The following is a 12,136-nucleotide window of genomic DNA, read 5'->3' as shown; positions in this document are numbered from 1 at the left end:
AATATTAAGCTTTCCATGTGTTTTGCCAACAAGGTGTATTGACGTATCAATAGCGGGCTTATTGTTAGTTGATACCACTCCGGTCGCGCAACAAAGGCTATTTGATAACCATTTATTATCCAGAGTTGAGGTTAACTACATGCTTGGATCTAAAGCTTGGTCGCTAAAAAATGTCGATGGTCCTAGTCCGTTCGAACTTGCGATGATGGTGTTATCATTAGTGTCAGTGGTCATAGTGCTCACCATTACCTTTGGTCGATTAGACGCCGAAACCAACAAAGTGCTGCTGTATATCGACAGTGCAATATGCATGGTTTTTATGAGTAATTTTTTTGTTGGCTTATTTAAAGCACGCAGTAAAACCTACTACCTCCAGCATCACTGGATAGACTTTATTGCCAGCATCCCTGCCATTGAACCATTGCGATTTGCACGCATATTCCAAATATTACGCGTGATCCGACTGATCCGCATGAGCCGATCTTTATTAATCCCATTATTGCGCCAACGAAAACAAACAACGCTAGCCAGTTTACTGGTGGCAATGATATTAATTTTGGCCGCCGCATCGGTGCTTATTTTATTGGTAGAAAGTGCAGAACCTAACGCCAACATCCAAACCGCAGAACAAGCAATTTGGTGGGCATTAGTGACCATATCAACGGTTGGTTACGGTGATTTTTATCCCGTCACTACGGTCGGTCATATCATTGGTGGACTGGTGATTATCAGTGGTGTTAGCTTTTTTGGGGTTATCTCCGGTTATATGGCATCTGTTTTCGTCGCCCCAGATGAGCAAGAACGTAATGAAGCACAAGAGGCTCAAGAAGCCCATAAAGCAGAAATCAATACCAAGCTAGAATTAGCCCTTGAACGCATGGAACAAAATCAGCAGCAAATGCTCAAAGAGATCACCACATTACGTAACCAACTCAATCAGCGAAAATAATCCCAACTCGGGATAAGAGATTAGATAAAACGATAAAATGGGATTATTTCAAGTCGGCAATATCACACTTGCCATTGATGTTGCTAACAAAGCGCATTGACGCATCTATGGCAAGTCGATGTAATAATAACAGCAGAAAAGAAGAGCGGTTTGATAATCGTTATGATTCTAAACTGAGGTTAAATATATAAAGCCCAAAGTAATCACTTACTTTGGGCTTTATATTTGCAGCTAAACAACGGTCAAGCTAACGATTTACTTTCCAACCAGCTTCTGCCACCAAGATAATGACTCACCACAATTGGCTAGCGGATGATAGCTAGAGTCTAATGCAGGTAAACCAATAATATTATTACAATTTCCTTGCTTAGCCGCGCCTGTTGTGCGGTCAAAATAACCATGGATCACCCCATTAACCGGCAACATACGTAAACTGAGTGGAGGACGTTCACGTAAAAAAGCTTGATACACTGCCATTGCGCCGCTGCTGCCGTACAAACCGGTTTTACTGTTATCGTCTTGACCGACCCAAATTGCCGCTACGTTACGCTCATCAAACCCAGCAAACCATGAGTCACGACTATCATTACTGGTGCCCGTTTTTCCTGCTAAACGCACGCCAGGAAACGCACGGCCTAAGCGTTTAGCCGTACCACTAAGCACCACTTGATTCATCACATATTGGACTAAGTAATCGGTCGCAGGATCAATCGCCATTGACGATGGCACACGACTGACATCTAATGCTTGGTTTTGACTGTCTAACACCGCGGTAATCGATGATAACTTACGGTAACGACCTTCATCAGCAAGGGTTTGATAAACTTGAGCCACCATTAATGGTGAACCATTTACGGCGCCTAACAACATGGATGGATAAGGTGAAATATCATCAGTCCAACCCGACTTTTGCAATGTGTTAGCAACGTTATCCACTCCAACAGCCAAACCGACATTGACTGTCGGAACGTTCATTGAATCTTTAAACGCACTTAATAAAGGTACTTGACCAGTGAACTTTTTATCTACGTTTTTAGGCGACCAGGTTTTACCTTGCTCATTTGTTAGCGTGATCGGTTTGTCATCAATTGGGGTCGCTAAAGTGAATCGATCACCTTGGCGTAATGCACTTGCATACACGAATGGTTTAATTAACGAACCGATTGGACGTCTAATTTCTACCGCACGATTAAAGCCATCATAACTGGGTTGTCTGTCACCCACCATGGCTGCAATACCGCCGGTATATTTGTCCGTTACCACCATGCCAACTTGAATATTTTTAGCCCGTTTATCCAATGACGCCATCGTCGACAATACCGCTTTTTCTGCGGCTTCTTGAGCCATAGGATCTAACGTGGTGTATACCTTCACCCCTGACTGCTGTAATAACGTATCGCCGTAGCGCTCACGAAGTTCTTGCTTTACGACCGCAAAGAAAGCTGGCAATTTTTGGTGTATTGACTTTTTCTCACTGCGTAGTCCTATAGGCGACTCTGCTGCGGCCTTATATTGTGCAACAGTCAATTGGTCATTTTCCATTAATATACGTAGCACCAGATCTCGACGCTCTTGAGCACGATCAGGATTACGCCAAGGATTGTAATAAGAAGGCCCTTTGATCACTGCCACCAAAAAGGCTTGTTGCGACACCGTCAGCTCACCGATTGGGCGACCAAAATAAAATTGTGACGCTAACCCCATACCGTGTACGCCACGCGCCTTATCTTGGCCCATGTAAACTTCATTCAGATAAGCTTCTAGGATTTCATCTTTGCTATAACGAAAATCAATAATCAATGCCATTATGGCTTCACGCACTTTACGAACAATTGAGCGTTCACTGCTTAAAAAGAAATTTTTGGCTAACTGTTGGGTTAAGGTTGATCCACCTTGCACAGTGCGACCGGCAGAAATGTTAACCATAGCAGCACGAGCAATGGCCAGTGGGTTCACGCCGTAATGATCGTAAAAGCTGCGGTCTTCAACCAAAATAAGCGCATCGATGATCATTGCAGGCATCTCTGACGCCGGCACAAATAAGCGGTCTTCACCATTGCCAGCAATAATCCGATCGAGTAATACCGGTTCTAAATGAAATACAGCTAATTCACGTTTATCAGACATGCGGTTAACCGAGCTAACCCCGTCAGAGTCAAAACTGATCATCACTCGCTGTTCAGCTTGATTACCTTCGGGATGTAAAAACGGTCGACGCCATAATTCAATACGAGTGCTAGAGGCTGAAAACTCACCAACTTGACGTGGGTTTGACACTTTACGATAACCCAGTAACTTAAGTTCGGCCATTAACTGAGGATGGTTGATCGCAGCACCTGGATATAATGCCATTGAGCGACTAAAAACTTGGGCAGGCAAATGCCACTTTTGGCCTTCAAACTTTTGCCCAATAATTTGATCTAAATAAATAGCATAAAAGCTCACAACTGCAATACCAACGATTGATAATTTCCATGTGAGAGACCAGAGTTTTTGCCTCCAAGATGGGCCACTGTTTTTTTTGGTTGCCGAAGACTTTTTGGTTTTTTTAGTCATAAATAATGGTTTCGTTTTCCATATAACACTGAATTAATTACATGTTGTTAATAAGCGACATGGCTTATTTACACGCCTGGAGTTTTCTTTTTAGTAAATTTTGTCGCCACAGTATTGACCGGATCATCTGGCCATAAATGCCTTGGGTATCGGCCGCGCATTTCTTTTTTAACGTCTACGTAAGGGCCTTGCCAAAAACTGGCTAAATCCGCCGTCACGGCTAATGGTCGTTGTGCTGGCGACAACAGCTCCATCGTCACGGTCATTTTGCCGTGTAATATTAATGGGCTTTGCGCTAAGCCCAACGCTTCTTGTAACCGTACACTTAATAATGCTCGGCCTTGTTGCTCATGGTTATGATAAAAATGTCCGTCAGCGTCAAGGGGCATCTGGTAACGGATCGGCGCACGAGTCCCCGTAGCCATAGGCCAATGCGTCGGAACCAATTGTTCTAATAATTGTTGCTGTTGCCAGTTGAGTAAGTTTTTCACCAATCCATAAGCACCAACCTTAGCTAACGCAGTCAATGAACGGACGTTGTCTAAATAGGGCCCAAGCCAATCTTCGAGTGTAGCCAACAAGTACTCATCGCTTAAACAAGGCCACTCATGCTCTGGTGCATAGTGTCGAGCTAATTCAACCCGATATTGTAACTGGATTAATACTTCGTCACGATTAAGGATTGTTAACCCTTTTATGCGGATTTGTGCTAATAATGCGGCGGTAATTTGTGCCCGAGCAGGTATAATACCAGTGTCGGTTTTAATAATAACCTCACCGATTTTGGTGTGTTTTTCAGCAAAGAACCGCCCTTTTGCATCATCCCATCCACCTTGAATGTGAGTGGTGACTAACGATGCAAGCTCTGCAGTAAACAAACGTTCATCCAGCCTTGCGGCGAGATAAACTTGCCCAGCATTACGACCTTGAGTCTCTTGGAAGTCAGCAACCACTAACCAAGGTTCATGAGCCAAACTATCATCTGCACTGATCACCACGCCGGTACCATTACTTAATAAAAAGCCCTCATGACCGCGAGCCTTAGCAATACGATCCGGGTAAGCAAGTGCTAACAAATAGCTAATATCACGTGTGGATGCATTACGTATTACGTCACTCACCTGACCTGATATCGATAAGGATTGTTGCCATTGCCTGACTTGCTGTTTAATCTGCCCCTGCAGGGCCTCTGTCAAATAATGATGAATATCAGCGCCTTTTTTAGGCAAGCCACGGGCTTCAATAATGCCAGCCAATACGCATGCCAGTAAACAAAGTTGAGGCTGATCATTATGCCGCGCTAGTTGTTTGGCTTTTAGGAGCATATGCGCTAAGCGCGGATGGCAACCTAATGCATAGGCATCACGGCCCAAAGAGGTTAATTTACGTTGCGGGTCAATCAATTCAAGTTGCTGAAGTAATCGCCAGGCAACTTGCTCGTGGATCGGTGGTGGTGGCGTTAATAATGATAACTCAGCAAATGATGTCACCCCCCAACTGGCACAATCAAGCGCCATTGAAGTCAACTCGGCTTGAGAGATTTCGGGCTCATCGACTTTGCGCATTCGCCCTTGTTCTTCTTGGCTCCATAAACGCACACAATACCCCACAGCTAAACGCCCTGCACGCCCACTACGCTGAATAGCAGAGGCTTGGCTAATGCGCCTGAGCCCTAAGCGTGTCACGCCGGTTTTAGGGTTAAAACTGGCTTCACGTCGATAGCCACTGTCAATAACAAGGGTGATCCCTTCGATAGTTAAGCTCGACTCAGCCACATTGGTGGCGAGGACGATTTTACGTTTACCGGGTTCTGCTGCACGAATGGCTTGATCTTGCTCGGCAGAAGACAAATCGCCGTACATAGGACAGATAAGCCATGACCCATTTAAGCGTTGGCGCAATAACCCTGCAAGTTTGCGGATTTCACCTTTACCGGGCAAAAAGGCTAATATACTGCCTTGTTGATAGGCCGCTAACTGAGTCGACTCAATAGTATTGATAATGACCCGTGACATATGTGTAAGCCACAATTGTTGGCTCGGGCAAGGTTGATACGCTATCTCAACCGCAAAACTGCGACCATCGCTGTGGATCTGCGCGGCGTTGGGCATTAACGTGTCTAAAGGTAAACCGGACAAGGTGGCTGACATGGCGATAATGTGTAAATCGTCACGTAATGATTGCTGCACTTCTAATGCTAACGCCAAGCCTAAATCAGTAGCAAGATGTCGTTCATGAATTTCGTCGAAAATAATCACATCAATCCCGCTAAGCTCAGGATCGTGTTGGATCATTCGGGTCAGAATACCTTCAGTGACTATTTCTAATCGAGTATGTGAACTGACTTTTGATTCACCGCGGACACGATACCCCACCGCTTGTCCAACGGCTTGCCCCAATTGTTGAGCAATAAATTTGGCAACATTTCGGGCCGCTACTCGGCGTGGTTCTAACATGAGAATTTTGCCGCTAATTTCAGGCCAAGCTAACATGGCTAATGGTAATGCGGTTGACTTGCCTGCTCCCGTAGGTGCCTCGAGAATAATTTGTGAGTGGCTAGCAAACCGGGCGCGCAACGGCTCAAGGACGGCTTGAATAGGCAGTGTTATGGCAGCCGATGGTTTGGGGTGCAGTAATGCTTGTTTTGAGGTCAAGAGGGTTAACTTTTACGGCGATTCTCTGGCAGGCATTTTACCCACATTTGAACTAATCTGTCATTAATTGACGATTTCACCTGCAAATTAATTAACGTCACTCAGCGGATCACGGCAAGCCACAACACTTATATTAACCAGGGAGTCCGTAAACCGTGTTGTAATTGGGCTAGTCGAGTCGGTTTATTAATGGCGTAACCTTGAGCATAATCGACGCCAATATTTTTGAGGTATAGCCCTATTTCTGTGTTTTCAACAAATTCGGCAATAACTTCAAAATCCATATCTTTGCCAAGCTGACAAATAGCTGAAACGATCGCTTTGTCACTGCGGTTTTCGCATAAATTCACCACGAATTGGCCATCAATTTTAACATAATCCACATCAAGACATTTCAAATAAGCAAAGCTCGAAAAACCTGAACCAAAATCATCTAAGGCGATCTTGCAACCAAAAGGTCGTAATAAATCAATTAATCCTGTGGCTTGATCTAACTGGCTTACCGCGGCGGTTTCAGTAATTTCAAAACATAATTTACTGACCAGCTCAGGTTCAACCATTAAGCGCATTTCGAGCCAATTCATGAATTTTTTATCCGCCAGCGACATCGCCGACAAATTCACCGACACCATAGAAAGCTGATCCCATGTGGCTAAATTATTTCCGCCCCAGTTCAATAAATTATCGATAACCCAACGGTCGACTCGAGGCGCTAGGTTATAACGCTCAGCAGCAGGCAAAAACACCCCTGGTGATATATATTGGCCATCGCTGCGAACCATCCGCAGCAAGATTTCCATGTGTATACCCGCCTCTGATTTAACTAACGGTTCAATTAATTGATAAAACAACTCAAACTGATCCAATGCTAGCGCGCCAGTAATATCAACAGATGCAAGCATTTGGTTATACATAATGTGCATTTGCGGATCGTCAGGATTATAAAAATGCCAACGGTTACGGCCTTCTTCTTTGGCTAATCGACAGGCGGCATCAGCCTTACTCATCACACCATATATATCTGGATCAACATAATTGACTTTGGCCATACCAATGCTGGCACTGATATTGTGTTTAACACCTTTCCAAATAAATTCATGATCAAACAATTGCTGACAAATCCGCTTGGCAACTTGTTGTGCTGATGACATATCTGAGTGGAGCATCAATAAGCCAAACTCATCACCGCCTAAACGTGCGACGATATCTCCTTTACGCAATAATTGTTTTAACCGCGTAGCCACTTGTTGCAATAACAAATCGCCCGCTTGATGGCCACTAAGATCATTCACCACCTGAAACTGATCGAGATCGAGAAAGGCAATACATGCCGGTGGATGATCTTCGTCGTTTAATAACTCTTCGAGCATATTTTCAAACTGTAGCCGATTAGGGAGTCCGGTCAGTACATCATGATTTGAATGGAACGATAATTCATCGGCAAGTCGATAGCGCTCGGTAACATCTTCAATCATTAACAATAACTGTTGCTGTTTATTAAGCGCATGGCAAAAGCTAAACTTATACCAGTGGATTTGAACGCCATTTCGCAGCGGCACTTCACACCAGGCTTGGCGTAAAATACCTTCTCGGACAATATGCAATGTATCTAGGAGCAGAGGATGATCATCTTCAAGTAACAAATCAAATAAACTCTGCCCTATGGTAATGGGCAAATTATGTTTACTCACATCATTTTGCAATACCACATTATTGTGTAAATCAATCAGCGCACAGGCCATCGGCAATAATTGAAACAGTTCTTGATACTGTTTATCTTTATTATCAAGAACTACGGCTAAACGACGTAACTCAAGTGAAGAGGCCAATTCATATGCGGTATCATCGAGTAACTTTTGTACAAAGGCACAAGGATTTTCATGCTGACAAACATCATGATTAGCATCTGATACACACAGAGTCCCTAAAACAACTTTGACATTGCCAACGTGTAAAACGGGGCTTAGAGCAAGGTGCTTACAATCAATATCCAGGGCCGTCAGTGTGTCTAGAAACGGAATTAATATTGGGTTTTCGTCGGCAGTAAAACATTGTTCAGGGGAACAGGTATAGACAATGGGTTGATGATTATAAAATAAGGAGCTGCACAGTGATCGATTATCTTGTAAATGTTGGCTAAACAGGGCCTCAGATGCAGGTGAAGCACCGAAATGACTGACACATTGTTGCTCTAACGTATCGATAATATCAGTATCAACCGCAAATAATTTATCGTATTGACTCGTCAGCACAAATGCTGCACTGCATTCTAACCTTTCACAGACTAATTGTAGTGCCTGATTAAGCAGTGATAACACCGAAGTATTATTGCCTTCAATAGGTCCATTTGTAAAAACACTTTTCAATAGTTGCTGGGTACTATTGGCCATACATCAACTCAGTCAAGGTTAGCAATTCAATTTGCTCGGGAATAAAAAACATGCGCTATATTATCGTTAACATTAGCCTAAGTGTAGTTTAGTCACTCACAAATAACGATATATGTTTATATCATGCTGTATTGGTAATCTATTCGGGTTAAAGTTACAACTTATTACTAATTAAGGATAACCGAATGCAAACCACCTCTTCGCGAAGATTGTTTGTCGGTTTTAGCTTAAAAAAATCACAAATAGAACAAATATCTACGCTACAGCATAGGCTTAAGCCATTTTTGAACAATGATGCGAAGACCATAAACAACACCAATTTACACATGACTCTTGGATTTTTAGGTCCGGTAGATCCTACCCGTTACGCCAGTGTCATCGATGCGATTGGGTTGATGCCTAAATCTATTTTTAATCAACAGTTCGATACCCTAGCTTTATGGCAATCAGCACAGTTAATCTGTTTACAAGGACAAGCAAGCGAACCGCTATTAGCCATGGCACAATCGCTTACATCGATTGCCAAACACCACAACTTATTCATCAGCCAGCACCAATACACGCCACACATTAGCTTATTTCGTCATGTTAGCATGACGGATTTACCCATATTGGGATGCATGACAAACTTACAGTTAACGCCGACACATTTACATTTGTACCAATCCATAAATTGCTCGCAGCAAATTAACTATTCAGTCCTCAAAAGTTGGCCGTTACTGCACGAAAAATAAAAAACCGTCGCCACAATACGTGAACGACGGTTTTTATTACGTTTAAAACAAAATAACTAGTCTTTTAATAATTCAGCTATGGTCAATACACCATGGGTGGTCGCGCCTGCTGCCCATAATGCAGAGGCAGATGATTCAAATGCGGCAGCTAAGTCTACGTGTAACCAATTAGCTTGTGGTGACACAAAGCGCCATAAAAAACCGGCCGCATTTGATGCCCCACCCGCGCCACCACCTTTGACTGGTCGGCTATTGGCGGTATCAGCATAAGCTGATGGACACATATCTTTATGCCATTCATCTAACGGCAATGGCCATACATTTTCTGATACTGCTGCCGCGCGCTGCTGTGCTAATTGTAATGTTGCCGTTTGTGGTGAAAAAATCGCATTATAATTTGAACCCACGGCCATCACTGCTGCACCGGTTAAGGTTGCCGCATCGATAATTAAGCCGGCACCCGTTTCTGATGCTGCTTGTAAACCATCAGCCAAGACTAAGCGCCCTTCTGCATCGGTATTGACGATTTCAACCGTGGTGCCATTCTTATAAGTTAAGATATCACCTAATTTAAAGGCACGACCACTGATTAAGTTTTCCGCACAGCATAGAAATAGCTTAACGCGTTTATTCAAACCCGCCTTCATCGCTAATCCCAATGCCGCAGTGACGGTGGCGGCGCCACCCATGTCACATTTCATCGCTAACATACCTTCTGATGACTTAAGGCTATAACCCCCTGAGTCAAAAGTAATACCTTTGCCTACTAGGGCAACAGATACCGGTGCATCAGCTCCCAATGGATTAAAATCGAGTTCTAATAATGCAGGAGGACGTTCACTACCACGACCCACAGCATGAATACCGACCCATTTTTTCGCTAATAATTCTTGGCCTTCAACAATACTGAAGCTGACATGATCGCCACCAATATGTTTTAACCAAGCTGCAGCTTGTGTCGCTAAACCGACTGGCGATAAATCTTCAGGTGTATCATTAATCAACTTACGGGCAAACAGGGCTGCTTCAGCACGTTGTTTCAACGTTGCTTTATCAGCATCACTCCCACACCAGTTCACTTCGTATCCCGCTTTAGCCGTCGCAAAACCTTGCGCAAATGCCCACTGTGAATGTAAATTCCACAAGTCACCGTCTAATTGCACATAATTAATACCTTGATTACGCACTTTCCTTGCAGCCATTTGCACTTGGCGCAGTTCATCGTTGCCAGATAAATGGATCGCCGCTTGAGCGCCTTGGTAGGTCACATCAGCCTTACCCCAATGAGCAGCAGGGGCTTGGGTGGTGAGAGTAACTGTCATAATGTCCATAATAATCCCTTGTTGTAAGTCTAATAACACCAATACTCGCGCTTAACCACGAGTTAATGGCAGTAGTGTAGACAAAACATAATCGATAAACCACGCTAAAGTTTGTTAGCATTGTTGTAAATCAACTCATTAAATGAGTAATCGATGAAATTTACCCCCGAATTAGAATCAGGTGTATTAATTAAACGTTATAAACGTTTTCTCGCCGATATCATGCTACCAAATGGCCAAGCGATCACGATTCATTGCCCTAATACGGGGTCAATGAAAAATTGTTTATTTCCAGGTGAAAAGGTGTGGTTTTCCACCTCAGACAATCCAAAACGTAAATATGCCCACACCTGGGAAATTATGCAGACAGATCAGCAACAGCTGATTGGTATTAATACCAATCGTGCCAATGCGTTAGCAGAAGAAGCAATCCATCAGCAAGTTATCACTGAACTGCAAGGTTATGACAAATTAAAACGTGAAGTAAAATATGGTAATGAAAATAGCCGTATTGATATTTTGCTCACTAGCCAAAACCGACCTGAGTGCTATATTGAAGTGAAGAGTTGTACTTTGCTAGAAGGCCAAGAGGGTTATTTCCCTGATGCCGTGACCACGCGAGGACAAAAGCATCTGCGGGAGCTGAGCCACATGGTGGCATTAGGACATCGTGCGATATTATTGTTTGTGGTACAACACAGTGGCATAACAAGTGTTAGACCCGCACGACATATTGACCCTCAGTACGCAGACTTACTTCAACAAGCAGTATCAAATGGCGTTGAAGTGCTAGCATATAAGACACAATGTTCATCTCAGGGAAGCCTTATCACCACCCCTTGTAAAGTGATGGTGTAGATAAAAAAACTCAAATACTGAGTAAAAAATTTGCCTAGCCATAGAGTTTCTGCTATAGATAGCGGCGATAAATTTTAGACGCCCTTAAAACGCAAATGATTACAGGAGATGCGTTATGCCTGAAGGCACGAAAAAACTTGGCGTACTCGCTATCGCCGGAGTAGATCCTTACCAGGAATCCGCTGGTGAAGAGTATATGAATATCAAGCAACGTGGTCACTTTACATTGATCCTCGATGCATGGCGTAACCAATTGCGTGAAGAAGTCGACCGTACGTTAACTCACATGCAAGATGAAGCTGCAAACTTTCCTGATCCTGTAGACCGTGCAGCACAAGAAGAAGAATTCAGCTTAGAATTACGAGCTCGTGACAGAGAACGTAAACTGATCAAAAAGATTGAGAAAACTTTACGGTTAATCAAAGAAGACGATTTTGGCTTCTGTTACTCATGTGGTGTCGAAATAGGTATCCGCCGTCTCGAAGCTCGCCCAACAGCCGATCAATGTATCGACTGTAAAACACTTGCAGAAATAAGAGAAAAACAAATGGCGGGTTAACCCGTTACCAATAGGGCGAGATTATCTCGCCCTTTTTGTTTTGTAATTTAGTCACATCAGATGTAAGTGACGGTAATGACAGTGCGATATTAATGAATAAAAAATACTCCACAA

At 43.4% G+C, this 12,136-nt stretch carries 8 protein-coding genes; 4 read left to right on the top strand and 4 right to left on the bottom strand.

The genetic code is table 11. The features are described from left to right. Positions 1-139 precede the first annotated feature (139 nt). A complete protein-coding gene (locus tag AAEY93_RS09285; protein ID WP_101034808.1) occupies positions 140-949 on the top strand; it encodes a potassium channel family protein in 810 nt (269 codons plus the stop codon). Positions 950-1,204: 255 nt separating this feature from the next. On the opposite strand, the gene mrcB is transcribed toward AAEY93_RS09285, so the two are convergent. From mrcB to AAEY93_RS09270, 3 genes are all read right to left on the bottom strand, one after another. Continuing rightward, positions 1,205-3,505 (bottom strand): penicillin-binding protein 1B, encoded by a 2,301-nt coding sequence (gene mrcB / locus AAEY93_RS09280; protein WP_101034199.1) that lies wholly within the window; start codon positions 3,503-3,505, stop codon positions 1,205-1,207. 68 nt (positions 3,506-3,573) lie between these two features. Next, a complete protein-coding gene (hrpB, locus tag AAEY93_RS09275) occupies positions 3,574-6,159 on the bottom strand; it encodes an ATP-dependent helicase HrpB (RefSeq protein WP_351076335.1) in 2,586 nt (861 codons plus the stop codon). 128 nt (positions 6,160-6,287) lie between these two features. Then, complete coding sequence (locus AAEY93_RS09270) at positions 6,288-8,549, bottom strand: putative bifunctional diguanylate cyclase/phosphodiesterase (RefSeq protein WP_351076332.1); 2,262 nt, start codon at positions 8,547-8,549, stop codon at positions 6,288-6,290. A gap of 185 nt (positions 8,550-8,734) precedes the next feature. Here AAEY93_RS09270 and thpR point away from each other — a divergent pair, with 185 nt between their 5' ends. After that, complete coding sequence (thpR, locus tag AAEY93_RS09265) at positions 8,735-9,283, top strand: RNA 2',3'-cyclic phosphodiesterase (RefSeq protein ID WP_351076329.1); 549 nt, start codon at positions 8,735-8,737, stop codon at positions 9,281-9,283. A 56-nt stretch (positions 9,284-9,339) separates the two neighbouring features. On the opposite strand, the gene pepB is transcribed toward thpR, so the two are convergent. Further along, a complete protein-coding gene (pepB, locus tag AAEY93_RS09260) occupies positions 9,340-10,614 on the bottom strand; it encodes an aminopeptidase PepB (RefSeq protein WP_351076326.1) in 1,275 nt (424 codons plus the stop codon). Between the two features lie 144 nt (positions 10,615-10,758). Between pepB and sfsA the strand changes: the two genes are divergently transcribed. Together sfsA and dksA are read left to right on the top strand one after the other, a co-directional pair. Continuing rightward, entirely contained in the window at positions 10,759-11,463 is a 705-nt protein-coding gene (gene sfsA / locus AAEY93_RS09255; RefSeq protein ID WP_335686814.1) for a DNA/RNA nuclease SfsA, read from the top strand. 115 nt (positions 11,464-11,578) lie between these two features. Beyond that, positions 11,579-12,022: an RNA polymerase-binding protein DksA gene (gene dksA / locus AAEY93_RS09250; RefSeq protein ID WP_101034195.1), complete on the top strand. Its 444-nt coding sequence runs from the start codon at positions 11,579-11,581 to the stop codon at positions 12,020-12,022. The last annotated feature ends 114 nt before the right edge of the window (positions 12,023-12,136 follow it).

The sequence above is a fragment of the Shewanella sp. CAL98-MNA-CIBAN-0140 genome, assembly GCF_040309905.1.
In the GTDB taxonomy this organism is placed as follows: domain Bacteria; phylum Pseudomonadota; class Gammaproteobacteria; order Enterobacterales; family Shewanellaceae; genus Shewanella; species Shewanella psychromarinicola.
This window is presented reverse-complemented; position numbering and strand designations above follow the sequence as displayed.